The following is a 23,040-nucleotide window of genomic DNA, read 5'->3' as shown; positions in this document are numbered from 1 at the left end:
CCACCCCTCAGCCTGGCAGCTGGCAGATCGGTGCTGGCACCCGGGCGAGGCGGCGTGCATTGGCACGCGCCCCGGCCCGAGCGGATCGGAATCGATTGGATGCGCCCCTAGCGGTAGGGAGCGTCCGCTTCAAGGTTCGCTGCTATAGCCCGCTCCCACTTGTCACCATTCGCCAGCAGCTTGGCCTTGTCGTAAAGCAGTTCTTCCCTGGTTTCCGTGGAATATTCCAGGTTCGGTCCCTCTACGATGGCATCCACCGGGCAGGCTTCCTGGCAGAAGCCGCAATAGATGCATTTTGTCATGTCGATGTCATAGCGGGTGGTCCGCCGGCTGCCATCTGCGCGCGGTTCGCTTTCGATGGTGATGGCCTGCGCCGGACACACTGCCTCGCAAAGTTTGCAGGCGATGCACCGCTCCTCGCCGTTGGGATAGCGTCGCAGCGCGTGTTCGCCGCGAAAACGGGGAGAGATCGGGTTCTTCTCGTAGGGGTAGTTGATCGTCACCTTGGGCTTGAAGAAATACTTCAATGTCAGGGCATGCGCCTTGACGAATTCCCACAGAGTGAAAGACTTGATGAGTTGGGCGGCGTTCATGGCAAATCCATTCAGTCAGCGCGTTAGCGAGCGACGGCAGGGGGGCTTGCTGCGGCGGGAGTCGCTGTCGCTGCCGCAAGCACGGCGGAATTGCCCTCGCCCCACCGCGTCAGCATCAGCCAGCCGCTCACCAGGACGACGAACAGCAGGCTGAGTGGCAGAAACACTTTCCAGCCCAGACGCATCAGCTGGTCGTAACGGAAACGGGGCACTGTCGCCTTGATCAGGCTGAACACGAAGAAAAAGAAGAAGATCTTGCCAAACAGCCAGACAAAACCGGGAATGTCGAACCATGGGATCAGATCGATGTTCAGGGGCGGCAGCCAACCGCCGAAGAACAGGATCGAGAGCAGCGCGCACATCAGCAGGACGTTGGCGTATTCCCCCAGCCAGAACAGAGCGAAGCTCATGGAAGAATATTCGGTCTGGTACCCTGCCACCAGTTCCGATTCCGCCTCCGTAAGATCAAAAGGAGCGCGCGCCGTCTCAGCCAGAGCAGAGATCAGAAACATCACGAACAGCGGAAACAGCAGGATATTGAACGCAAAGGCGTTCACGATACCGAACCCGTGGCCGAGCTGGGCCAGCACGATCCCGTTCATGTTGAATGTCCCGGCATAGAGCACCACGCAGACAAGGATGAAGCCGATGCTGACCTCGTACGAGATCATCTGCGCGGCGGCCCGCATGGCGGAAAAGAACGGGTATTTGGAATTCGATGCCCAGCCTGCAACGACCACGCCGTACACGCCCAGCGAGCTGATCGCGAGAATGTACAGGAGACCGACATTGATGTCGGCCAGCACGGCCTCCGGACCGAACGGCACCACCGCCCAGGCGAGCAGGGCAACTGTGAAGGTGATGATAGGAGCGATCAGGAACAGACCCTTGTTCGCCGCGCTCGGGACGATCGTTTCCTGCAGGAAAACCTTCAAACCATCCGCAAAGGACTGGAGCAGGCCGAACGGGCCCACGACATTGGGTCCGCGACGCAGGGCAACTGCGGCCCAAACCTTGCGGTCGACATAGATGATCATCGCCACAGCCAGCATGAGCGGCAGGGCGATGAGCAGGATGCCGGCAACTGTCGCAAGCGCCCAGGCCGTGCCGTAGCTCAGGCCGAGTTCCGTGAAGAAAGCAGTCACGTGTTTGCTCCAGGCTTGCTCGACCGCGGCGCGTGCGGGATTGTCGCGGTCACTCCGCTGCCTCCAGCAGTTCTTCGCCATGCAGCAGTTCGGCGGAACAGCGTTGCATGACCGTGCTTGCCCGCGCGATAGGGTTGGTCAGGTAAAAGTCCTTCACCGGATAGGTGATCGTCCCGCTCGCGCGCATGTTCCGGTCGCCTGCAGGCAGCGATCCGTACTGAGCCAGACCCTGTTCACCCAGCCCAGGGACGGCAGCGATCATCGCTGCGCGCAGTTCGGAAAAGCTGTCAAACCCGACGCTGATGCCGAGCTCGTCAGCGAGCGCCCGCACGATTGTCCAGTCTTCCCGCGCATCGCCCGGCGGGAACACCGCCTTTTCTGCCCGCTGCACGCGTCCCTCTGTATTCACAAAGGTTCCATCCTTCTCGGCAAAGCTTGCACCCGGCAGAACGATGTCCGCCGCATGGGCGCCGCGATCTCCGTGGTGCCCGATGTAAACCTTGAGACTGCCACCGAAAGGCGCATAGTCCATTTCGTCCGCACCCAGCGACAGCAGGACGTTCGGCTGTGCCTCGACCAGTTCCGCCATGCCGCGCGGCCGCGCGAAGCCAAGCATGAGGCCGCCCATCCGGCTGGCCGCCATGTGCAGCACGTTGAACCCGTTCCAGCCATCCCGGAACAGCTGCCACTGCTCGGCCAGGACGAGTGCAGGCGCAAGCGCCCCCTTGGCCAGACCTGCCGCCCCGACGATGATGGCCGGCCGCTGCGCCTGCGACATCGCTTGGGCTATCGCATCGGGAAGATCGTGCAGCAATTCGGCATCGTCGCCCAGGAACTCGCCCCTGAAGGTTGTCTCCCATTCCGGGCCTATCAGGAACACCTTGGCGCCGCGTTTGACCGCCTTGCGCAGGCGCGCGTTCACCAACGCTGCTTCCCAACGGACATGACTGCCGATGATGAGAATGGCATCAGCGTTCTCGATACCGGCCAGCGTGGAATTGAAATTCACTGCCGCGAGGTTCGAAGCGTCGTAGGCGAGCCCGGTCTGTCGTCCCTCCAGGAGGTCGGAGCCCAGCGCATTGACCAGGCGCTTAGCCGCGAACATCGTTTCGCAGTCGACAAGATCTCCGGCCACGGCGGCGATGCTGCCCTGTGGGGAAGCCGAGACGATCATGCCGAACGCATCCTGCCAGCTGGCCGGGTGCAGGCGCCCCTCGCGTCTGATCCACACCTGATCGAGGCGGCGGCGCTGCAGGCCATCGACCTGCCAGCGACCCTTGTCGGACAGCCATTCTTCATTGACGTCGTCGTTCACGCGCGGCAGCGCGCGCATCACTTCACGCCCGCGACTGTCGAGGCGGATATTCGCCCCCACCGCGTCCGACACGTCGATGGACAGCGTCTTGCGTAGCTCCCAGGGGCGCGCTTCAAATGCATAGGGCCGGCTGGTCAGCGCGCCCACCGGGCACAGGTCGACGACATTCGCCGACAACTCGTGCTTGGCCGCCTGTTCCAGATAGGTGGTGATCTCCATGTTCTCGCCACGGCCAACCGCGCCAATCTCGTCCACGCCGGCGATCTCCTCGGAGAACCGAACACAGCGGGTGCAGTGGATGCAGCGGGTCATGATCGTCTTGATCAGCGGACCCATGTATTTTTCGGAAACAGCGCGCTTGTTCTCTTGATAGCGCGAAGCGCCGCGCCCGTAATACATCGCTTGGTCTTGCAGGTCGCATTCCCCGCCCTGGTCACAGATCGGGCAGTCGAGCGGATGGTTGATGAGCAGGAACTCCATCACCCCTTCGCGCGCCGTCTTGACCATCAGGCTGTCGGTGCGAATCTCCTGCCCGTCAGTTGCTGGCAGCGCGCAGCTGGCCTGCGGCTTGGGCGGCCCCGGCTTCACCTCGACCAGGCACATGCGGCAATTGCCCGCGATGCTCAGCCGCTCGTGATAGCAGAAGCGGGGGATTTCCTTGCCGGCAAGCTCGCACGCCTGCAGCACGGTGGCGCCATCAGGAACTTCGATTTCCAGCCCGTCAACGGTGACTTGAGGCATTATGCTTTCGCTTTCAAAAATTCTCGATGGTGTTGAAGTTCACGGTATAACGCCATTGAAAGTATGAAGCGCAAGCTGCTCCGGTCAAACTTCACCTCTTGGCCTTCGATGATGCACGGTGACAGCGCGGGCACTATCGCCGCTAAAGCCGAGGTCTCGGCAGAGCTATCGGGTGGAGACAGGATCAATCCGCGCACATCACTCGCTGACGTTTGGATCACGCATTGACCAAAGCGTTCCGTAGCATTGTTGGGCTTCAAACGAGATAGTCGCCATTCTGCCGTAGTGTCCGCCGCCAAGGCTTCGATGTCTCTTTTGTTGAAACTGTGTTCAACGAAGTGCTCAGCAAAGGCTCCCGCGAAACTTAAAAAGCCTCCTTGCACAAGAACGCCTTCAGCACTGAAACATCGTTCACTTTGATGACCTAACATTCGCGTGAGTCTGTTAACTGCTTTGCTCTGCTGCTCCGTTCCATAAGGTTCGGCGAGAGCCTGTCGCGCTAGTGTAGGAAAGAGTTCTGCGGCACATCGGGCATACGCATTGAAAGCTGCACGTGATGAGCCCCGATGTCTCAGATCCACCGACCCTGTAGCTCCACTTTCTCTACGACTAACGTTGGAGCCCGTAACAGCGGTAGGTGCGCTTTGCGCCGCCACCTCCGCGGCGATAGTCGTGCAGAATGCGGTAGTGCATACACAGACAGCAACCTTGCGAAAAATGGCGTTCATTGTTTCAACCTTCCAGTTGATCAATCAGTATTGGAACACTCGTCATTCCGCCGCCTCCGCGAAAGTGCTCTGCCGCTCCAATATTCGCCGCTCCATCTCAGGTCGGAAGTGCCGGATCAGCCCTTGGATCGGCCACGCCGCCGCGTCGCCCAGCGCGCAGATCGTGTGGCCTTCGACTTGCTTGGTCACCTGATGCAGCATGTCGATCTCCTCGACTGCCGCATCGCCTTCACGCAGGCGTTCCATCACCCGCCACATCCAGCCGGTGCCTTCGCGGCAGGGGGTGCACTGACCACAGGACTCGTGCTTGTAGAAGTAGGAGAGGCGAGCAATCGCGCGGACTATGTCGGTGGACTTGTCCATGACGATGATGCCGGCTGTGCCAAGGCCGGAGCCGAGCTCCTTCATGCCGTCAAAGTCCATCGGCGCATCCATGATCTGCTCTGCCGGGACCAGAGGAACCGACGAGCCGCCGGGGATGACCGCCAGCAGGTTTTCCCACCCGCCACGGATGCCGCCGCAATGTTTCTCGATCAATTCGCGGAAGGGAATGCTCATCGCTTCCTCTACCACGCACGGGCGTTCCACATGGCCGCTGATCTGGAACAGCTTGGTGCCAGCGTTCCCCTCGCGGCCGAAGGAGGAGAACCAGCCCGCACCCCGCCGCAGGATGGTTGGCGTCACCGCGATCGATTCGACGTTGTTAACCGTTGTGGGGCAGCCGTACAGGCCGGCCCCGGCGGGAAACGGAGGCTTCAGGCGCGGCTGCCCCTTCTTGCCTTCCAGGCTCTCGATCATCGCGGTTTCTTCGCCGCAGATGTATGCCCCGCCGCCCCGGTGCATGAACACGTCGAAGTCGTAGCCCGACCCACTGGCATTCTTCCCGATCAGCCCGGCGTCGTAAGCCTCGTCGATCGCCGCCTGCAGCACTCTGGCTTCGCTGATGTATTCACCGCGGATGTAGATGTAGGCCGCCCGCGCCCGCATGGCGAAACCCGCGACCAAGGCACCTTCAATGAGTTTGTGCGGATCGTGCCGGATGATTTCGCGATCCTTGCAGGACCCCGGTTCCGACTCGTCGGCGTTGATGACCAAGAAGCTTGGCCTGCCGTCCTTGCTTTCCTTCGGCATGAACGACCACTTGAGGCCAGTGGGAAAGCCCGCTCCGCCCCGGCCGCGAAGACCGCTGGCCTTGATTTCGTCAATAATGGCGTCCTGCCCGCGCGCCAGCAGCGCTCCGGTGTTGTCCCAGTCGCCGCGCGCCTTTGCTGCCCCCAGGGTCCAGTCCTGAAACCCGTACAGATTGGTGAAGATGCGATCCTTATCCGCCAGCATCAGCCCATCACTCCAAAAACTATAATGGCGGCGATGATCAGGATGCCCCCCAAGGCGAGCGTCTTGACGATGCCGGTGAGGAACTTCCAGGCGATGACGACAGCTACGAGGGCGACCACGATGGCGGCGAGTGACAGGTCCATCACCATTCGCTCCGGTAATCGTGATTGGCACTCACCATTTCCTTGAGCGTAGTCGGTCCGCCCGCAGGTTCCGATGTGTGCCGCCCCGGCTCCTGTGTGCCCGCCTTCGGCCGCTCTCCCCGCGCCAGAGCGTCGAAAATGGCGTCCAGCCGCTCCGGCGTGAGATCCTCGTAGTTGTCGTCGTTGATCTGCACCATCGGTGCGGTGGCGCAATTGCCCATGCATTCCACTTCGGTCAGCGTCCACAGCCCGTCCGGCGACACGTGCCCCTTCTTCATGCCACGAGCATGACAGGTGTCGAACAGAGCGTCCGATCCACGCAGCATGCATGGCGTCGTCCCGCAGACCTGCACGTGATACTTTCCGACCGGCTGCAGGTTGTACATGAAGTAGAAGGTGGCGACTTCAAGCGCGCGGATCACAGGCATGTCGAGATAGCGAGCCACATACTCGATCACAGGCAGGGGCAGCCAGCCGGCAGTACCGGTTTCCTCACCAACCTGTTCCTGTGCGATGAAGAGCAGCGGCATGATCGCGGAACGCTGGCGCCCGTTCGGGTAGCGCGCGATGGCTTGATCCGCCTTGGCCTTGTTCTGCGGGGTGAAGACGAAGCCATTCCATCGGGCCCGCAGTTCCGGCGTGTCGGCGCTGGGTGTGCGATCAGCCATTTGCGAGCCTCCGCTCCAGCACCCGGCCAGCATACAGGCCGATCACAGCCGCAGCAGCGGTCGACACCACCTCTTTCGTGCTGGCCTCGCCATGGAAGAGCGCCAGATAGGCGGCGATGGCCGCGCAAAAGCCGGCGACGCTCACGATCAGAATTAAGACCTCCCGCAGCATCACCGGTCGCACTCCCCGAACACGACATCGATCGCGCCCAGAATGGCCGTGGCATCGGGGAGCATGTGACCTTTGGACATGAACTCCATCGCCTGAAGATGCGAAAACGCTGTTGGACGGATTTTGCAGCGGTATGGCTTGTTGGTGCCGTCGCTGACGAGATAGACCCCGAACTCGCCCTTGGGGCTTTCGGTGGCTACGTAAACTTCACCCGCCGGAACATGAAAACCTTCGGTGTAGAGTTTGAAGTGGTGTATCAAAGCCTCCATCGACTGCTTCATCTCGGCCCGCGGAGGCGGCGCTACCTTGCGATCTTCGCTGGCGATCGGACCGGCGGGCAGTTGCGCCAGGCATTGTTTGATGATCTTGGCGCTTTCGTAGACTTCCTTTACGCGCACCATGAATCGGTCGTAGCAGTCGGAGTTCGTCCCGACCGGGATGTCGAACTCCATCCTGTCATATACGTCGTAGGGCTGGCTCTTGCGCAGGTCCCACGGAATGCCCGCCGCGCGGATCATCGGACCGGAAAATCCCCACGCCAGCGCGTCTTGCTTGCTGACGACGGCAATGTCGACGTTGCGCTGTTTGAAGATGCGGTTGTCCAGCACCAGGCTCATCGCATCGCCGAACAGTTCGGGCAGGCGCGTGTCGACCCAGTGGCCGATGTCAACCAGCAGCTTCTCGGGCACATCCTGATGCACGCCCCCGGGACGGAACCAGGCGGCATGCATCCGCGCGCCGCTGGCCCGTTCGTAGAAGCCCATGAGGTCTTCACGCAGTTCGAACACCCACAGGTTCGGCGTCATCGCGCCCACATCCATGACATGGGCACCGATGTTCAGCATGTGGTTCTTTATGCGCGTCAATTCGGCAAAAAGCACCCTCAGGTATTGCGCGCGCAAGGGAACTTCAATGTTCAGCAGCTTTTCCACTGCAAGCACGTACGAGTGCTCCATGCACATCGGGCTGCAGTAATCCAGCCGGTCGAAATACGGCAGCGCCTGCAGGTAGGTCTTTGTCTCGATCAGCTTCTCAGTCCCGCGGTGTAGCAAGCCCACGTGAGGATCGATCCGTTCGATAATCTCGCCGTCAAGCTCCATCACCAGACGCAGCACACCATGGGCCGCCGGATGTTGCGGCCCGAAGTTGATGGTGTAGTTGTTGATCGTCTGGTCGCCGGTGGTTGGCGACTCCTCGACCTTTAACACGCTCATCTAGCTGTCTTTCTCTTCCGGCTGCGTGGCAGGCGGTGTATCGGCAGTGCTCCCGCGGCGCGGCGACCGGTCAGGTCGGTCTTCCGTCGGGTCAGGTGCGCCGGGTTCGTCGACGGACGTAGCGACGGGGACAGGCTCAGCGCCTCCCTGGCCTGGCGTCGTGGTTGCCCCGCCGGCCGTCGCCACATGCTCCGCCGCCTTCTTGTCGGTCGCCGGTCCTGCCCCGGTCTGGATCTGCTTTTCTGTCGTCTTGACCTCGGCCACAGGCGCGGTCGACCCCTTTTCGTCGCCCGGCAACGGGTAATCGGCCCCTTCCCATGGAGACAGGAAATCGAACTGGCGCAGATCCTGGGCAAGCTTTACCGGCTCATACACCACCCGCTTCTCGTCCTCAGAGTAGCGCAGTTCCACGTATCCGGTGAGCGGAAAATCCTTGCGGAACGGGTGGCCTTCGAAACCATAATCGGTCAGAATCCGACGAAGGTCCGTGTTTCCGGCGAACACCACGCCGAACAGATCGAACACCTCCCGCTCAAGCCACCCGGCGTTTGGCCAAAGGGTCGTGACAGTGGGCACCGGAGTGGCTTCGTCGGTACGCACCTTAACCATGATGCGCCGGTTCGCTGTGACTGACAGCAGCATGTACACGATCTCGAACCGTTCGGCGCGCGCGGGATAGTCGACCCCGGCAATCTCCATCAGCTGCTGGTAGCCGTGTTCGTCGCGCAGGGTGCGCAGCACCGCCTCGATGCTGTCCCGGCGCACGTTGAACAGGAGTTCTCCGTGTGCACGCCGCGCGTCCAGCAGATCGCCGCCCATCGCTTGCGACAGTTCGTCCAGCATCGCCTCCGACGCTTCGTACCGAGGTGCGGAATGGAGCACCGAACTCATCGTTCGATCGTCCCGACCCGCCGGATCTTGCGCTGCAACTGCATCACGCCGTACAGCAGCGCCTCGGCCGTCGGCGGACAGCCAGGTACGTAGATGTCCACCGGCACGATGCGATCGCAGCCACGCACAACGGAATAGCTGTAGTGGTAATAGCCGCCGCCATTGGCGCAGCTACCCATGCTGATCACGTATTTCGGATCAGACATCTGATCGTACACTTTGCGCAGCGCAGGAGCCATCTTATTACACAAGGTGCCCGCCACGATCATCACGTCCGATTGTCGCGGCGAGGCGCGCGGAGCGACGCCGAACCGTTCCATATCGTACCTGGGCATGTTGACGTGGATCATCTCCACCGCGCAACAGGCCAGGCCGAACGTCATCCACCACAGCGACCCGGTACGCGCCCACTGAAATAATTCCTCTGTCGAAGTGACAAGGAACCCCTTGTTGTCGACTTCGGTCTGGACCGCCTGGAAATAGCCGGCATCGGGCAGGCGGACCTCGCCGCCCTGCGCGGCGGGCCCGGTATCGGGCCGCGAAAGCTGTTCGCGCCCAGCCGGAGAGGTAGTTGAGTAGTCGGTCATGTCAGTCCCAGTCCAGCGCGCCCATCTTCCATTCATAGGCGAGGCCCACCGCCAGGATGCCGAGGAAGATCATCATGCCGGCCCACCCGGCCCATCCGGTAAACTCGAGGCTCACCGCCCAGGGATATAGGAATGCGGCCTCAAGATCGAACAGGATAAAAGAGATCGCAACCAGATAAAAGCGGATGTCAAACTGACTGCGCGCATCTTCAAATGCCGGAAAGCCGCACTCATACTCGCTCAGCTTCTCCGCGGTGGGGTTGTACGAACCCGTCAGCCGCGAAACGCCCATCGGCAGAAAGACGAAAGCGGTCGACAAGCCAAGGGCTATGACCAGAAAGATCAGGATCGGCAGGTATTGCGAGAGATCTACCACGGAAAAGCCTAGCTGGTGTTGGCGGTTGCGCGGGCATCTACGCCCCTCTGGCCGTATGCGCAAGGCCGAGAAGTGCGTGAAACGCAGCTTGCCGTTTTCGATCTGTTCCGCGCCGACCTAGGCGCAAGAAAGCTACCTCATCGCCATCCGCGCCGCTTTGTCTGTGGCCTGGCCATAGGGCGGCTTGAAGCCGGCCAGTTTCGCAATGTCGATGGCAGGCTGGGTGTATATGCTGCGCGCGTGGCTGAACTCGCGGAACCCCTCCGGCCCGTGGTACGAGCCGATACCCGATGGTCCGACCCCGCCGAACGGCAGGTCGTCCATCGAAACGTGGAACACCACGTCATTCACCGTGACGCCGCCGGAAATGGTGCGGGTCAGCACCTGCTCCTGTTCCACCCTGTCGCTGCCGAAGTAGTAAAGGCCGAGCGGGCGATCACGCCCATTGACATAATCCACCGCATCCTCTGCCCGGCTGTATGTCTTCACCGGCAGAACCGGGCCGAAGATCTCTTCCTGCATCGCCCGCATGTCGTCTGTGACGTTGCGCAGGATGGTCAGCGGCATCTTGCGGTTGTTCGACGCGGTGAAATCCTCGTTCGCCGGGTTCACCTCCACCACCTCGGCCCCCTTTTGACGCGCATCCTCGACCATGTCTTGCAACCGCTCGAAATGGCGATCCGTCACCACGCTGGCATAGTCATCGTTGCTCAACAGGGTCGGATACATGTCGCGCACGCCCAACTCCACTGCCGCGATGGCCGCGTCCTCCTGGCTTTCGTGGACCAGCAGGTAATCCGGTGCCAGGCAGATCTGACCGGCATTCATCATCTTGCCCATCGCAATCCGCTCCCCCGCGCGGCGGAGGTCGGCGCTGCGGCCGACGAATACAGGCGACTTTCCACCCAGCTCCAGCGTAACGGGCACAAGGTTCTTCGCCGCCGCTTCCATCACCTTGCGGCCTGTCGCGGTCGAGCCGGTGAAAACCAGGTGGTCGAACGGCAGCTCGGAAAATGCCTGCGCGACATCCGGGCCTCCCGTGACGACCGCCACCTCTTCGGGAGCGAACACCTTGTCCACCAGTTCGGCGGTGAGGCTGCTTGTACGTTCGGTAAACTCTGATGGTTTCAGCATGGCGCGATTGCCCGCCGCCAGCACCTGCATCAGCGGTCCGAAAGACAGGTTCACAGGGAAGTTCCAGGGCGACATGATCCCCACGACACCTTTGGCTTCGTACCGCACCTCTGCCTTGGCACCCAGCAGCGGCAACGGGAAATCCAACCGGCGCCGATCCGGCTTTGCCCAGCCAGCCAGGTTCTTGAGACAATATTTGCCGAACCGTACCGTGCCCGCAATATCCGTCATCATGGACTGGCGAACGGAGCGGCTGCCGAAGTCTTCGGCCATCGCCGCGCACAGCGGTTCGGCGTGGTCGGTGAGAAGCTTCATCGCGCGCTCGATCCGGTTGCGGCGCACCGCCAGCCGTTCCGGCCGCGAGGCGACAAAGGCGGCACGCTGCCGCTCGAGAATACCGGTCATCTCACCGCTGCTGCTCGACACCACTGCTCTCCCGTTGCCTTTGCCTTATCGCCGCACTACGTCGCCGCACTAGCTGGTAGCCGCTTATCGGCATCCCTTGCAAGCTCGCGAAAGGCTCAAAACGATGGTTCAATTCAGCGCTTCCGACCCGGTCGTCATCCTGTCCTACGCCCGGACCCCGATGGGCGGGATGCAAGGGGTGCTGGCGGACGCGAGCGCAACGGACCTGGGCGCGGCAGCGGTTCAGGCGGCGGTGGAGCGGGCCGGGATAGCGGGTGAGAACGTCGACCGGATCTACATGGGCTGCGTGCTGCCCGCAGGTCTGGGGCAGGCGCCCGCGCGGCAGGCGGCCATCAAGGCTGGCCTGCCCAAGAGCGTCCAGGCAACCACGGTGAACAAGGTCTGCGGGAGCGGGATGCAAACGGTGATCATGGGGGCCGAGGCTCTGGCCAGCGGATCGGCGCAGATGATCGTTGCCGGCGGGATGGAAAGCATGACCAATGCGCCGTATCTTCTGAAGAAACATCGCTCCGGCGCGCGGATCGGGCATGACACCGCGTACGACCACATGTTTCTCGACGGGCTTGAGGACGCCTACGAGGCGGGGCGCGCCATGGGTACTTTTGCGCAGGAAACGGCGAACGAATACCAGATGACCCGAGAAGACATGGATGCCTATTCCATCGAATCCCTGCGCCGCGCCAATGCCGCTATCGAAAGCGGCGCTTTCGCGGACGAGGTTATAGCAGTGACCGTGTCGGGGCGCGCGGGTGATACGATGGTCGACACCGACGAACAGCCCGGGCGCGGCAAGCCGGAGAAGATACCCACGTTGAGGCCCGCCTTCGCCAAGGATGGCACGATCACTGCGGCGACGTCGTCATCCATTTCGGATGGTGCGGCTGCTGTAGTTCTTACCCGCCAGAGTGTTGCCACGCAGAACGGTCTGTCGCCGGTGGCGCGCATCGTCGCGACCGCTGCCCACGCTCAGGAACCTGCGAAGTTTACGACGGCGCCGATCGGTGCCATCGAAAAGGTGCTGGCAAATGCAGGTTGGTCAAAGGATGAAGTCGACCTGTGGGAAATCAACGAGGCTTTTGCATGTGTCGCAATGTTCGCAATGCGGGACATCGGCATTCCGCACGACAAGATCAACGTGAACGGTGGCGGCACGGCGCTGGGCCACCCCATCGGTGCAAGCGGAACGCGCATCATTGTGACGCTGCTGAACGCTCTCCGGCGGCAGAACAAAAAGAAGGGGATTGCCAGCCTGTGCATCGGCGGCGGTGAAGCGACCGCCGTGGCAGTGGAGCTTGTCTGACGGCAGATCGCCTGCGGATCAGGGTTCCTCGTCACCCCAGAGCCGGTCGGCCTCTACCCACCCACGGTAACGCTGGTCGACGGAAATGCGGCACCAGCCAGCTTCGCAAGTTTCCAGGCTGCCCACCACGCCGGGTTCCAGGCGCCAGCGCAGCTCGGAAACATAGCTGGGCGCGGTTCGCATCGCCGCATAGCCGTCCCCGGTGACGATCACTCCACGCTTGTCATCGAGCAGCCGGGCAACCACCCATCCGCGGGTGCCATCCGGATCTTCCACCAGCCGCCACCCCTCGCGCAGGCGCAGCACCTTCAACGGCAAGCCGGGGCGGCGATACACCCATGCGATGCGAAACTCCGCGCTGGGACCGACCCGCATGTTCAGTTCCTTCGCCTTGACCGTGGCCCAGTAAGGTGTCGGGCGATCCTGCGCGGCTGCCGGAGTGGAGAGCAAGAGGACGAACGGCAGGAAAATGAACGCGGCGCGAATGAACATGAGGTTCAGCTTAAGACCGCAAGGCTGCGCGGGGCAAGCATCTTGTCCGCCACACGGGTTGACGCAGCACAGGCCCGCAGCCTAGCTGCACGTACGATGGCCAGTTCAGCCACCACTACTCCGCGCATCATCGGCAGGCCGCGCGTAATCGCCACCCGCGCCCTTATGCCCGCTGTCGAGCGGCGAATGGCCGAATTGTTCGATTTCGTGCCGAACGACGACGATCATCCCTTCACGCGCGACGAAATCTTGACCGCCATGCGCGACTGCGATGTTCTGGTACCGACGGTCACTGACCGGATCAGCGATGATCTCATCAACAGTGCCGACGAACGGCTTCGCCTGATCGCCAGCTTTGGAGCGGGAACGGATCACCTGGACCTCGCCGCAGCCACGGCTCGCCGGATCATTGTCACCAACACGCCCGGGGTATTCACCGACGACACTGCCGATCTGACCATGGCGCTGATCATCGGAGTTCCCCGCCGCGTGCGTGAAGGGGTCGAGCTGGTGAGAAACGGGGAGTGGTCTGGCTGGGCGCCGTCTGCCCTGCTTGGACGCAAACTGGCCGGCAAGACCCTTGGCATTGTCGGAATGGGGCGGATCGGCCAGGCTGTCGCCCATCGGGCCCGGGCGTTCGGCCTGCAGATAGCGTACCACAATCGCAAGCGGCTGCCCGAGGCGCTGGAGAACATGCTCCACGCCAGATTTGTGCCCGATCTGGACGCATTAGTGAAGCAGGCCGACATTCTCACCCTCCACTGCCCCGCCACGCCTGCCACCCGAGGCATCATTGATGGCCGGAGGATCGGGTTGATGAAAGAGGGAGCATCCCTCATCAACACCGCGCGCGGCGATCTGGTGGATCAGAACGCGCTTATAACCGCACTGCAGGATGGCCGTTTGATGGGTGCGGGGCTGGACGTCTACCCTGAAGAACCGCAGGTGGACCCGCGCCTACTCGCGCACCCCAACGTCATGACCCTGCCCCACATCGGCAGCGCCACGATCGAAGGACGCGAGGAGTCCGGAATGCGGGTTATCGCGAACATCCGTGCGTGGGCCGACGGCCACCGCCCGCCCGATCAGGTACTCGAAGGCGTACTTTAACGACCCACCTGAGCGCGGCTACTCAGCCGCGACTTGGAACCCTTCATCCACATCAGGCTCACGATCCGCCGCGGCTACATGTTCCAGCCGGTTCTCGTCCTCCGCCAGTTGGGCGGCATCAGCGGGCGTTATGCCGAACCGTGCGGCAACGTCGGGAGCGTAGCGGAGCAGGTCGGGCCGAAGGCGCATCAGGCTGATGTCCTTTGCCTTACCCTCCAGCATCACGTCGAAATAAAGACCGTCCGCCATTCGCATGAAGGTCGCGAATTCGAAGGGGTTGGTGAAATCGGAATGGCCGGTCCAAACAGGAGGGCGCAGCACAGTCTTGATCCGCGCGGTGTGCTTCACAGGAGCCTTGAGCAGCTCACCTCTAGCCGCAGAGTGCTTGCCGGCTCTGGCCGCTTCGCGCTGTTTGGGCGTGATCTTCACCTTCACTTCGCGCAGTTCGGTTCGGGGTGAGGAAAAGTGCAGCTTGGGTCGCACTCCTTGCGGCCATGTCGCCATGAACCTCTCAAGCGTGTCGCGCATGTCGAGCCGCTCGGGGTTGAGGCACCAGAAATGCTGGTAGTCGAACACCAGCCTCACCCCGGTTCTTTCGTGGATCCACAGCACATCCGCGGCTGAAAAGCGGATGTCGTCGTGTTCCAGCACCAGTCGCCGCCGAACGTGATCCGGACACTGTTCCCAACCCTTGATCCAGCGCGCACGGCTGGCTTCGTGATCGTCATAAACCCCGCCCACATGAGTCACCATGACAGCTTCGTCGTCCAGCTCCATGCGGTCCAGCATTTCGGCTTGGCTGGCCAGGTCCCAGATGCTCTTTGCGGTCAGCTTCTCGTCCGGAGAGTTCAGCAGGACGTATTGCGAGGGGTGGAAGGACAGGCGAATACCGTAATCCTTTGCCTTGCGTCCGAAGGCCTTGAGCTCCGCATCACTGTCGGCGACCTGGCCGTGGAACTGCGGCAAATCGGGGTGCGTGGCGTAGGGGGCGATGTCCGACGATAGCCGGTACATCTCGATGTTCTCGTCCCGCAGATAGTCCAGCACCGGGTCGAGCAGTTCAAGCGAGCACTTGAGATGCGGGTTCTTCTGCCAGCGGCGGCCGTCCTGTGTCTTCATGCCTTGCCGTCCCATGACCTTTACCGGAAAGCCGAGGCGCAGGGGATGGGAATGGCCGGTCATCCACCCTCAATGCAGCAGCGCGCCGATAGGTCCGGCGGACAGCGGCGAAGCGAGACATGGACCGGGTGTTACACTGTTCAAGAGCATAGCCGCGCGTCGTCCCGGCAGGAGCAAATCCGGTTGAGGCTACGCCGTCAGAGAACGCTACCCTCAATAAGCACAAGGTCGCCCGTAGGACAGGCAGGTTGTGCAGGAAAGCTGCATCTTGAGAGCGACGAAACCTTCTCAGCCTCCCTGCCGGGCCGATTGCCGTCTTGAAGCCGTTGTCTCGGGCTGCCTTACTGAGCGGGTGGGGTGCCCGCCTTCCCCCGCGCCTCGCCTCTCAATCCCCCGTCAGAATCCTGTCCACCAGCTGCTTCACTGTCGGGGTGAAGTTGTTCGAGTAGAACGGGTCCGTCTTGAAGCGGTAAGCCGCGTGACCGGCGAACATCAGGTTCTGTTCGACCGGCTCTCCGTGCGCGATGTCCTGCAGGGTTTTCTGAATGCAGAAGCTGCGCGGGTCGGCGAGGCGTCCGGTGGTGTAGTCGTCGTGATCCTTCCAGCTGGAGAACTGGCAGTGCGACAGACACCCCATGCAGTCCCTCTGGTCCTGCCGGATTGTGTCACGACTTTGCGGGGTGACATAGATGATCGTGTCGTCGGGCGTCTTCAGCGCCTCGGTATAGCCTTGCGCGAACCAGACCTGCGCACGCTGGTAGTCGCGCTGGGCCACCCAGAAGTTCTTGCCCCGAACCCCCACGTCAAGCTGCGTCGTGTGTTCTCCGGCCGCAACCTTGCTGTAAGGGATCTGCCGTTCGGACCGGTGGACCAGGTCGAGCAGGAACGGGTTCCTGACGGCGCTGGAATAGAAGCCCGTGGGCGAGAACTTGTGCAGGAGCACGTCGCCCGGCTCGATCGTCCGTAATGCGTCCTTCCATCCCTGCGGTATCGGACTTTCTTCTGTCAGCAGCGGCCGGGTTCCGAACTGGAACGCAATTTTGCCCAGCTCAGGGTTGTCGATCCAGTCGTTCCATTCCCGAAGATACCAAACGCCGCCAGCCATGACGATCGGCACGTCCTCGCTCACCCCTTCTGCGCGCATAATTTCGCGCAGCGCCTTGACGCGCGGATAGGGATCTTCGGGCTTCAGGGGGTCTTCTGCGTTGGACAGGCCGTTGTGGCCGCCCGCCAGCCACGGATCTTCGTACACCACGGCAGCCATAAGATCGCTGACCTTGTGGTAGGATCGCTTCCACAGGGCACGAAAAGCGCGGGCTGAGCTGATGATGGGCAGGTAATGCACGTTGAAGCGCGCGGCGATTTCAGCCAGCTTGTACGGCATGCCTGCGCCGCAGGTTACGCCCGTTACCAGCCCGCGGGTGCGCTCCAGAACCCCTTCCAGCACCTGCTGCGCCCCGCCCTGCTCCCACAGGACATTGATGTTGATCGCCCCCTGGCCGCGGGAAAGTTCGTAGGCACGCTGCACCTGTTCGACCGCACCGTCGATGGCATAGCGTACCAGCTGGAAGTGCCGCTCCACCCGCGTCATTGCGTCATAGACCTGCGGAATGATCTTGCCTTCGGCGTCATAGCTGTCCGCGTTCACGGCGCTGACCGTACCGATGCCTCCAGCCGCTGCCCAGGCGCCCGAACTGGCGTGGTTGGTGGCGGATACCCCCTTCCCGCCTTCCACCAGCGGCCAGACTTCGCGGTCGCCATAAAGTATCGGCTGCAAACCTTTGAAAGACATTACTGATTTCCTGTTGCGGCGGGGGTTTCTTCGCCTTCAGCCCGCTCAACTACGCGGCAGGGCTGGATTGAACGGGGCGGAGTGCGAGTACGCATGGGACGGAACTTGGCAAAATATCCGGCAAGCTGCGGCGTTTCGTTGAACTCGATCAACTCAAAACCAACGGCTCGGAACTCGCACTGGAGGAGGAGAGGATCGATCCCGTGCTGATCGGTGGGCCGGTTCACATCGACCACGATGACTTCGCCACCCGGTTTGAGCGCCGGCCACAGGCGCCACAGAAACGCATACGGTTCTGCGACCTCGTGGTACATGTGGACCAGGAACACGCGGTCGAAGCTCGCCGGTGGGAGCCGCGGATCGTCCGCAGCCCCAAGGACGATGGAGACGTTGTCGAGCTGTTCCCGGTTCACCCGCTCGCCCAGCCGCTGCAACGCGGCCGCGTCGATGTCCTGTGCCAGAACGCGGCCATTGGGGCCGACCCGTTCAGCAAGGCGTACGGTGTAGTACCCCTCGCCCGCGCCAATGTCGGCCACCGTCATGCCGGGCGTAATCCGCGCCAGATCCATCACCACCTGCGCTTCGTTGACGCTGTCGCGCTGTGTTTCGGTGGAGAACTGGGTCGCGCCCAGCCCGGATACCGGGCGGTCGGGCAAAGGAAATTCCTGCGCGGTGTCGGGCCGGTCCGGCTGGGATTCTACCCGTTCGCAGCCGCTCGTCGCCAGCGCCGCTGCCAGCGCAAGGAGCAAGAGGTGTCCACGCCGGATCATTCCACATCCTCCACTTCGGCCTTTTCGCCAGTGACCCGCTGGGCCAGCGCAGCGGAGATGAAAGGATCGAGCGCCCCGTCCAGCACAGCGTCAGGCGATGTCGAGGTCGTACCGGTGCGCAGATCCTTGACCAGCTGATAGGGTTGCAGGACGTAGGAACGGATCTGGTGACCCCAGCCGATGTCGCTCTTCTCCTGATATTCGCCCGATGCCGCGGCTTCACGTTCGGCCATTTCGCGTTCGTACAGGCGCGCCTTCAGCATCGACATGGCCGTGGCGCGATTCTTGTGCTGGCTACGGTCGTTCTGACTTGCGACCACAATGCCGGTGGGCTGATGGGTGATGCGCACCGCGGAATCGGTGGTGTTGACGTGCTGCCCGCCCGCGCCCGACGCGCGGTACGTGTCGATCTTGAGGTCGGCGGGGTTGATTTCGATTTCCACCTCGTCGTCGATCACCGGATAGACCCAGACCGAACTGAAGGAGGTGTGCCGCCGTGCGTTGCTGTCATACGGGCTGATGCGGACAAGCCGGTGAACGCCGCTTTCGGTCTTGGCGTAGCCATAGGCGTTTTCACCCTTCACCAGCAGGGTCGCCGACTTAATCCCGGCCTGCTCGCCCGCCTGATACTCCACCGTTTCGACCTTGAACCCGCGACGTTCGGCCCAGCGGGCGTACATGCGGAACAGCATTTCCGCCCAGTCCTGGCTTTCGGTTCCGCCCGCCCCGGCATGAATTTCGATGTAGGTGTCGTTGGCATCGACTTCTCCGGACAGGAGCGCCTGCACCTTGTCGGCATCCGCGCGGTCGGCCAGACCCGCAAGACTGGCCAGCCCTTCGTCGGTGATGGTCTCGTCGCCCTCCGCTTCGCCCATTTCGATGAACTCGATGGCGTCGGCCATTTCCCGCTCAATGTCGCGCACCGTCGTGACGGCAGATTGAAGCCGCTTCTGCTCCTGCGTAATGGCCTGCGCCTGCTTGGGGTTGTTCCACAGGTCCGGGTCCTGCACCCGCGCGCTCAACTCGTCGAGCCGGCGCAGCGCGCGCTCCCAATCCAGGGAGCGACGCACAAGCGCAAGCGCGGCTTCGATGCGGTCAATGTGAGCTTGCCCTTCGGCGCGCATTCCCTGTCACTTCCTTGAAAACGAATGTGGACGCGCGCCTAGCGCAAGGTGCGGGCGCTAGGCAATCGTTGAGACGGTGAAAGCGCAGCGGCAGGTCAGTACAGTCCGCCCTGCTCCTCGACGAAGTCGCCTGCCTCTCCCACGGCGGTTACGCTTTGTCGCTGCTGAGAGGATTGCTGCTGCGCCACGCCATTCCGGGCAAGACGGATGAGCTCGAGCATTTCCTCGCGCCTTGCGGCAATCTGGCTCTGCCGGGTGGCGATTGGCGGCTCGCTGTCCGGCTTGAACGCTTCCCAGATTACGGCGGCGCGGGGATCGTCGGTCGGCCATGCGTCAAACACCCGCCGCCCGCTTCTCCGATCGATCCGGACCATGCGCACTCCGGGTGGAGCGATCACCGGCTCGTTGGACCAGTGGGTGCGCGTTTTCTGCACGAAGTCCTTGAAGATGGGCGCGGCGACCCGGCCACCCTGAACCCAGCCGCCCATCGGCCGCGGCTGGTCGAAGCCCAGGTAAACGCCAGCCACGATGTCCGCCGAACCGCCGATGAACCATGCGTTGGTGGGCCCGTTGGTGGTGCCGGTCTTGCCGAACAGCGGAAGGTTGAGGTCGCGCAGCACGGTGGCCGTACCCCGTTCGACCACGCCTTCCAGCATATGCACCACCTGATACGCGGTGCGCGGATCCATCACCTGCTTGCCGCGCAGGCCGAAGCGGGGCATCGGAGCGCCGTCCCACTGTGCCATCCGGCATCCGCGACACTCGCGGTTGTCCGAGCGCCAGATCACCTTGCCGTTGCGATCCTGCACATAGTCGATCGTGCTTGGCCGCTGCAAACGTCCCTGGTTCACCAGCGTTGCATAAGCATTGACCATGCGTTCGACGGTGGTGTCGCCTGCGCCCAGCGCGAACGACGGATAAGCCTCGTACTGGCCGATCCCGAGGTTGGCGAAGGTGCGGGTTACGTTCTGCATCCCGGCATCGTTGGCGATGTGCACCGTCATGAGGTTGCGTGACTGTTCGAGGCCCCAGCGCATGGTATGCACCCCGCCGCCGCTGCGGTCGAAGTTGCGGAAGCATTTTTCCCCGAGGCCAGCGCCCTGATAGAAGCAGAACGGCTGGTCCGGGATTTCCGAAGCCGGAGTCAAACCGTTGTCGAGGCCGGTGGCATAGACGAACGGCTTGATCGTCGACCCCGGCTGCCGGTTCGCCTGCGTCGCCCGGTTGAAGTCGCCCAGACGGGAGTCGAAACCGCCCTGCATGGCAAGGATGCGGCCGTAGTACGGCTGTTCCGCGAGGAATCCTCCGGAAACCTCAGGTACTACCTGCAGGCGGAACCCATTCCCCTGCGGCGATGCAGCGACCACGTCGCCCACCCGCAGCCCGTCCGGCGCGTTTGCAAGCGGGAAGGTGCGCCCGTTGGCAAATCCGATCTCTGCTCCGTGGCCCGCGCGGGTAACGACTCCGACGCGCCAGTCCTTGTAGTTGATGCCAAGATTGCTGGAGGCCAGCTGTCCGGTCAGGTTGCCGTTGTCCGGGTTCAAGGTGGCGATCGGGCCTGTCCAGCCTTTGCCCTGATGGTATCTCAGCAATCCGCTGCGCAGAGAGTCGCGCGCGGCGTCCTGAAGATCGGTGTCGAGCGAAGTGCGCACCCAGAGCCCGCCGCCGTAAACCGAATTCGGACCATCCTCCGCCTGTTCGCCATACCGGTCCATCAGTTCCCGGCGAACAGTTTCAAGAAAGTAGCCGGCGTCCGCAAACCTTTCGCGCGGACGCTCCTTGATGAGCCCCAATGGCTGGGCCTGCGCGCTTCGCGCCTCTGCGGCAGTGATGAAGTTGTTGTTTGCCATCTGCGCCAGCACGAAGTTACGCCGGCCCAGCGCCCGGTCCTCGAACCGTTCGCGGCTGTAGGTTTCCGGCGCCTTGGGCAGGATGGCAAGGAACGCCATTTCCTTGAGATCGAGCTGGTCCACATCCTTGTCGAAATAGGCCCGCGCCGCGGCCTGTACCCCGAAACTGCGCCGTCCGAGCGGGATCTCGTTGAGGTAGATTTCCAGGATCTGCTGTTTGGTCAGCACGCTCTCGATGCGGCGCGCCAGCAAGATCTCCTTCATCTTGCGCGTGACCGAATATTCGTTGGACAGCAGCAGATTCTTGGCTACCTGCTGCGTAATGGTTGAGCCGCCCGCGACGCGGTCGCCGCCGCTGCCGAGACTGACCCCGTAGTTCACGACCGCCTTCGCAAAGGCCGGGTAATCCACGCCGCCGTGACTGAAGAAGGTCTTGTCCTCGGCCGCCAGAAAGGCTTCGATCAACCCCGGGGGGAAGTCGGCATACTGCAGTTGCACCCGGCGTTCGCGCTCGAACCGGTGGACAATCTCGCCATCGATGCCGCGCACCACCGTCGGCAGTGCTGGCTGATAATCCGCCAGCTTGCGGGCATCGGGCAAGTCGCGCACTAGGACCAGCCAGAGGGCCGTAAGCAGGACGAGCACGACTGTCGCGCAGATCGTCGCCCAGCGCAGCAGACGACTGCTGCGCCAGCGGTCCGCCAGCCAACCGGCTGAAGCACCAAATCCGTTCCTTATGCGGAGCGCGATCTCGCTCATCGCCTGAAAAAACCTGCTGTCATCGACTGCTGCTTAGCACGCGATATCTGTCGCGGGCCATAACGAAGTGCACCTTGCGGGAACTATCCTAGGTCTGCGGGAGAGCGCGGCGCGCGATTGGCGAGGAAACTGCGCACGGCAGCGGCCGTAACGCGGGCAAACTGCTCCCGCCCTTCGCGCGAAGTCATACGGGCGGCTTCCTGCGGATTGGTGACAAAGCCGACCTCGAACAGGATTGACGGCACGTCCGGCGCGGTCAGGACGGCCAGCGCGGCCGACCGGCGTGGCGGATCCCGGAACCGCAACTGCCCCTCACTCTCCCGAATAATCAGCCGTGCGAATTCGGCTGCCTCTGTCAGCGCACGGCGTTGGGACATTTCGAAAAGGATTGTATCGACCGTGTTGTTGCCGGTGGCCAGGGCAATGCCGTTGACCACGTCGGCGCTGTTTTCGCGCTGGGCAAACCGTTCCGCCTGGCGACCAGAGGCCTGAGCGGACAAGGTATAGATACTGGCTCCCGCCGCGTTCTGTTCGTCACCGCCAGAATCGGCGTGGATCGAAATGAACAGGTCGGCGTCCATGGCCCTGGCGATGGCAGTTCGCTCCGCAAGAGGAATGAAGCGGTCGTCGTCGCGGGTCATCACCACTCTGACTCCTCCCTGTTCCAACAGGGTGCGCCGCAGGGTGTTGGCCAGCTCCAGCACGACGGTCTTTTCCATGATGCCGTCCCCGCCCACGGCGCCCGGATCGGCCCCGCCATGCCCGGCGTCAATCACGATCAAAGGCGCGCCTGCCGTGCCGCTGACAGGCCGTGCATATCTCTCACCGGCGGCTCGCGCCGCCAGGCTCACCCGCTGAACATAGGCGGGGGTGGAGTTCTGCGGCGCGACGCCCGCGAGCAGCAGCAGCAGCAGGGCCAGCAGAACGCCTGCTCCCGCGAGCATGCCCTTGTTCAGAAAAACGGCTGGACGCTGAAACCGCATTGGCATCCAATTAGGCGCAGCGCGGGAGTTCGCGCAATATAGTTGCCGTCGTTTCTGCAAGGTGTTACCACTGGACTGCCGCAGGGTTCGGGCCGATTGCCCCCTCTCCCGGCCGGGACAGATGCGAAAGACGCCGCCAGATGCGGCAAACTGTTGTTTCTGCCCTGCTTTCAGACAGGTTGACGCAGTTCGATGATCTTATTCTCCCCTTTGCAGATTGCCCTCGGCCATTCGGCCCTGGTCGCTGTGGCGGGACACATGGACGCATTTCCG

The 23,040-nt window shown here is 62.5% G+C and carries 22 protein-coding genes; 2 read left to right on the top strand and 20 right to left on the bottom strand.

Features of this window, described 5'->3' with window-relative positions; genetic code table 11:
* Positions 1–107: 107 nt before the first annotated feature.
* From nuoI to LHJ54_RS10225, 13 genes are all read right to left on the bottom strand, one after another.
* Complete coding sequence (nuoI, locus tag LHJ54_RS10285) at positions 108–593, bottom strand: NADH-quinone oxidoreductase subunit NuoI (RefSeq protein ID WP_228243802.1); 486 nt, start codon at positions 591–593, stop codon at positions 108–110.
* A gap of 23 nt (positions 594–616) precedes the next feature.
* Positions 617–1,738 (bottom strand): NADH-quinone oxidoreductase subunit NuoH, encoded by a 1,122-nt coding sequence (nuoH, locus tag LHJ54_RS10280; protein WP_228243801.1) that lies wholly within the window; start codon positions 1,736–1,738, stop codon positions 617–619.
* A 49-nt stretch (positions 1,739–1,787) separates the two neighbouring features.
* Positions 1,788–3,794 (bottom strand): NADH-quinone oxidoreductase subunit NuoG, encoded by a 2,007-nt coding sequence (nuoG, locus tag LHJ54_RS10275; protein WP_228243799.1) that lies wholly within the window; start codon positions 3,792–3,794, stop codon positions 1,788–1,790.
* Complete coding sequence (locus LHJ54_RS10270; RefSeq protein WP_228243798.1) at positions 3,794–4,522, bottom strand: hypothetical protein; 729 nt, start codon at positions 4,520–4,522, stop codon at positions 3,794–3,796. Before LHJ54_RS10270 ends, nuoG begins: the two co-directional genes overlap by 1 nt.
* Positions 4,523–4,564: 42 nt before the next feature.
* Entirely contained in the window at positions 4,565–5,857 is a 1,293-nt protein-coding gene (gene nuoF / locus LHJ54_RS10265; protein WP_228243797.1) for an NADH-quinone oxidoreductase subunit NuoF, read from the bottom strand.
* Complete coding sequence (locus LHJ54_RS10260) at positions 5,857–6,000, bottom strand: hypothetical protein (RefSeq protein WP_228243796.1); 144 nt, start codon at positions 5,998–6,000, stop codon at positions 5,857–5,859. The genes nuoF and LHJ54_RS10260 overlap by 1 nt, the downstream gene beginning before the upstream one ends.
* The gene (gene nuoE / locus LHJ54_RS10255) at positions 6,000–6,668 is read right to left on the bottom strand and encodes an NADH-quinone oxidoreductase subunit NuoE (protein WP_228243795.1); all 669 of its coding nucleotides are present in this window, start codon (positions 6,666–6,668) and stop codon (positions 6,000–6,002) included. Before nuoE ends, LHJ54_RS10260 begins: the two co-directional genes overlap by 1 nt.
* Positions 6,661–6,843: a hypothetical protein gene (locus tag LHJ54_RS10250; RefSeq protein WP_228243794.1), complete on the bottom strand. Its 183-nt coding sequence runs from the start codon at positions 6,841–6,843 to the stop codon at positions 6,661–6,663. The genes nuoE and LHJ54_RS10250 overlap by 8 nt, the downstream gene beginning before the upstream one ends.
* Positions 6,840–8,054, bottom strand: coding sequence for an NADH-quinone oxidoreductase subunit D (locus LHJ54_RS10245; protein ID WP_228243793.1), 1,215 nt, complete (start codon positions 8,052–8,054; stop codon positions 6,840–6,842). The genes LHJ54_RS10250 and LHJ54_RS10245 overlap by 4 nt, the downstream gene beginning before the upstream one ends.
* Positions 8,055–8,945 carry an NADH-quinone oxidoreductase subunit C gene (locus LHJ54_RS10240; protein WP_228243792.1) on the bottom strand — a complete coding sequence of 297 codons (891 nt, stop codon included), beginning with the start codon at positions 8,943–8,945 and terminating at the stop codon, positions 8,055–8,057.
* Positions 8,942–9,532 carry an NADH-quinone oxidoreductase subunit B family protein gene (locus LHJ54_RS10235; RefSeq protein WP_228243791.1) on the bottom strand — a complete coding sequence of 197 codons (591 nt, stop codon included), beginning with the start codon at positions 9,530–9,532 and terminating at the stop codon, positions 8,942–8,944. The genes LHJ54_RS10240 and LHJ54_RS10235 overlap by 4 nt, the downstream gene beginning before the upstream one ends.
* A 1-nt stretch (position 9,533) precedes the next feature.
* Complete coding sequence (ndhC, locus tag LHJ54_RS10230; protein WP_228243790.1) at positions 9,534–9,908, bottom strand: NADH-quinone oxidoreductase subunit A; 375 nt, start codon at positions 9,906–9,908, stop codon at positions 9,534–9,536.
* Between the two features lie 132 nt (positions 9,909–10,040).
* Entirely contained in the window at positions 10,041–11,447 is a 1,407-nt protein-coding gene (locus tag LHJ54_RS10225; protein WP_228243789.1) for a coniferyl aldehyde dehydrogenase, read from the bottom strand.
* Positions 11,448–11,571: 124 nt separating this feature from the next.
* On the opposite strand from LHJ54_RS10225, the gene LHJ54_RS10220 reads away from it, so the two are divergent.
* Entirely contained in the window at positions 11,572–12,768 is a 1,197-nt protein-coding gene (locus LHJ54_RS10220; RefSeq protein ID WP_228243788.1) for an acetyl-CoA C-acyltransferase, read from the top strand.
* Positions 12,769–12,786: 18 nt separating this feature from the next.
* Here LHJ54_RS10220 and LHJ54_RS10215 read toward each other — a convergent pair whose 3' ends face one another.
* Positions 12,787–13,260: an SH3 domain-containing protein gene (locus LHJ54_RS10215; RefSeq protein WP_228243787.1), complete on the bottom strand. Its 474-nt coding sequence runs from the start codon at positions 13,258–13,260 to the stop codon at positions 12,787–12,789.
* A gap of 96 nt (positions 13,261–13,356) precedes the next feature.
* Between LHJ54_RS10215 and LHJ54_RS10210 the strand changes: the two genes are divergently transcribed.
* Positions 13,357–14,370: a D-glycerate dehydrogenase gene (locus LHJ54_RS10210; protein WP_228243786.1), complete on the top strand. Its 1,014-nt coding sequence runs from the start codon at positions 13,357–13,359 to the stop codon at positions 14,368–14,370.
* Positions 14,371–14,388: 18 nt separating this feature from the next.
* On the opposite strand, the gene uvsE is transcribed toward LHJ54_RS10210, so the two are convergent.
* From uvsE to LHJ54_RS10180, 6 genes are all read right to left on the bottom strand, one after another.
* Positions 14,389–15,552 (bottom strand): UV DNA damage repair endonuclease UvsE, encoded by a 1,164-nt coding sequence (gene uvsE / locus LHJ54_RS10205; protein WP_228243785.1) that lies wholly within the window; start codon positions 15,550–15,552, stop codon positions 14,389–14,391.
* 322 nt (positions 15,553–15,874) lie between these two features.
* A complete protein-coding gene (locus tag LHJ54_RS10200) occupies positions 15,875–17,281 on the bottom strand; it encodes a nitronate monooxygenase family protein (protein WP_228243784.1) in 1,407 nt (468 codons plus the stop codon).
* A complete protein-coding gene (locus LHJ54_RS10195) occupies positions 17,281–18,051 on the bottom strand; it encodes a class I SAM-dependent methyltransferase (RefSeq protein WP_228243783.1) in 771 nt (256 codons plus the stop codon). The genes LHJ54_RS10200 and LHJ54_RS10195 overlap by 1 nt, the downstream gene beginning before the upstream one ends.
* On the bottom strand, positions 18,048–19,175 hold the full coding sequence (prfB, locus tag LHJ54_RS10190; RefSeq protein WP_228243782.1) for a peptide chain release factor 2: 1,128 nt from the start codon (positions 19,173–19,175) through the stop codon (positions 18,048–18,050). The genes LHJ54_RS10195 and prfB overlap by 4 nt, the downstream gene beginning before the upstream one ends.
* A 95-nt stretch (positions 19,176–19,270) precedes the next feature.
* A complete protein-coding gene (locus LHJ54_RS10185) occupies positions 19,271–21,784 on the bottom strand; it encodes a penicillin-binding protein 1A (RefSeq protein WP_228243781.1) in 2,514 nt (837 codons plus the stop codon).
* A gap of 83 nt (positions 21,785–21,867) precedes the next feature.
* A complete protein-coding gene (locus LHJ54_RS10180) occupies positions 21,868–22,767 on the bottom strand; it encodes an N-acetylmuramoyl-L-alanine amidase (protein ID WP_228243780.1) in 900 nt (299 codons plus the stop codon).
* Positions 22,768–23,040 lie beyond the last annotated feature (273 nt).

The organism is Porphyrobacter sp. GA68 (assembly GCF_022605525.1).
Lineage (GTDB): Bacteria > Pseudomonadota > Alphaproteobacteria > Sphingomonadales > Sphingomonadaceae > Qipengyuania_B.
This window is presented reverse-complemented; position numbering and strand designations above follow the sequence as displayed.

What these genes read in the sequence shown, in the direction of transcription:
- nuoG (WP_228243799.1), bottom strand. Translation starts at nt 3,794, where the DNA reads ATGCCTCAAGTCACCGTTGACGGGCTGGAAATCGAAGTTCCTGATGGC.
- LHJ54_RS10185 (WP_228243781.1), bottom strand. Translation starts at nt 21,784, where the DNA reads ATGAGCGAGATCGCGCTCCGCATAAGGAACGGATTTGGTGCTTCAGCC.
- prfB (WP_228243782.1), bottom strand. Translation starts at nt 19,175, where the DNA reads ATGCGCGCCGAAGGGCAAGCTCACATTGACCGCATCGAAGCCGCGCTT.
- LHJ54_RS10215 (WP_228243787.1), bottom strand. Translation starts at nt 13,260, where the DNA reads ATGTTCATTCGCGCCGCGTTCATTTTCCTGCCGTTCGTCCTCTTGCTC.
- LHJ54_RS10240 (WP_228243792.1), bottom strand. Translation starts at nt 8,945, where the DNA reads ATGAGTTCGGTGCTCCATTCCGCACCTCGGTACGAAGCGTCGGAGGCG.
- uvsE (WP_228243785.1), bottom strand. Translation starts at nt 15,552, where the DNA reads ATGACCGGCCATTCCCATCCCCTGCGCCTCGGCTTTCCGGTAAAGGTC.
- LHJ54_RS10270 (WP_228243798.1), bottom strand. Translation starts at nt 4,522, where the DNA reads ATGAACGCCATTTTTCGCAAGGTTGCTGTCTGTGTATGCACTACCGCA.
- LHJ54_RS10220 (WP_228243788.1), top strand. Translation starts at nt 11,572, where the DNA reads ATGGTTCAATTCAGCGCTTCCGACCCGGTCGTCATCCTGTCCTACGCC.
- LHJ54_RS10195 (WP_228243783.1), bottom strand. Translation starts at nt 18,051, where the DNA reads ATGATCCGGCGTGGACACCTCTTGCTCCTTGCGCTGGCAGCGGCGCTG.
- LHJ54_RS10225 (WP_228243789.1), bottom strand. Translation starts at nt 11,447, where the DNA reads ATGACCGGTATTCTCGAGCGGCAGCGTGCCGCCTTTGTCGCCTCGCGG.
- LHJ54_RS10180 (WP_228243780.1), bottom strand. Translation starts at nt 22,767, where the DNA reads ATGCGGTTTCAGCGTCCAGCCGTTTTTCTGAACAAGGGCATGCTCGCG.
- nuoF (WP_228243797.1), bottom strand. Translation starts at nt 5,857, where the DNA reads ATGCTGGCGGATAAGGATCGCATCTTCACCAATCTGTACGGGTTTCAG.
- LHJ54_RS10210 (WP_228243786.1), top strand. Translation starts at nt 13,357, where the DNA reads ATGGCCAGTTCAGCCACCACTACTCCGCGCATCATCGGCAGGCCGCGC.
- LHJ54_RS10200 (WP_228243784.1), bottom strand. Translation starts at nt 17,281, where the DNA reads ATGTCTTTCAAAGGTTTGCAGCCGATACTTTATGGCGACCGCGAAGTC.
- LHJ54_RS10235 (WP_228243791.1), bottom strand. Translation starts at nt 9,532, where the DNA reads ATGACCGACTACTCAACTACCTCTCCGGCTGGGCGCGAACAGCTTTCG.
- nuoE (WP_228243795.1), bottom strand. Translation starts at nt 6,668, where the DNA reads ATGGCTGATCGCACACCCAGCGCCGACACGCCGGAACTGCGGGCCCGA.
- LHJ54_RS10260 (WP_228243796.1), bottom strand. Translation starts at nt 6,000, where the DNA reads ATGGACCTGTCACTCGCCGCCATCGTGGTCGCCCTCGTAGCTGTCGTC.
- nuoI (WP_228243802.1), bottom strand. Translation starts at nt 593, where the DNA reads ATGAACGCCGCCCAACTCATCAAGTCTTTCACTCTGTGGGAATTCGTC.
- LHJ54_RS10245 (WP_228243793.1), bottom strand. Translation starts at nt 8,054, where the DNA reads ATGAGCGTGTTAAAGGTCGAGGAGTCGCCAACCACCGGCGACCAGACG.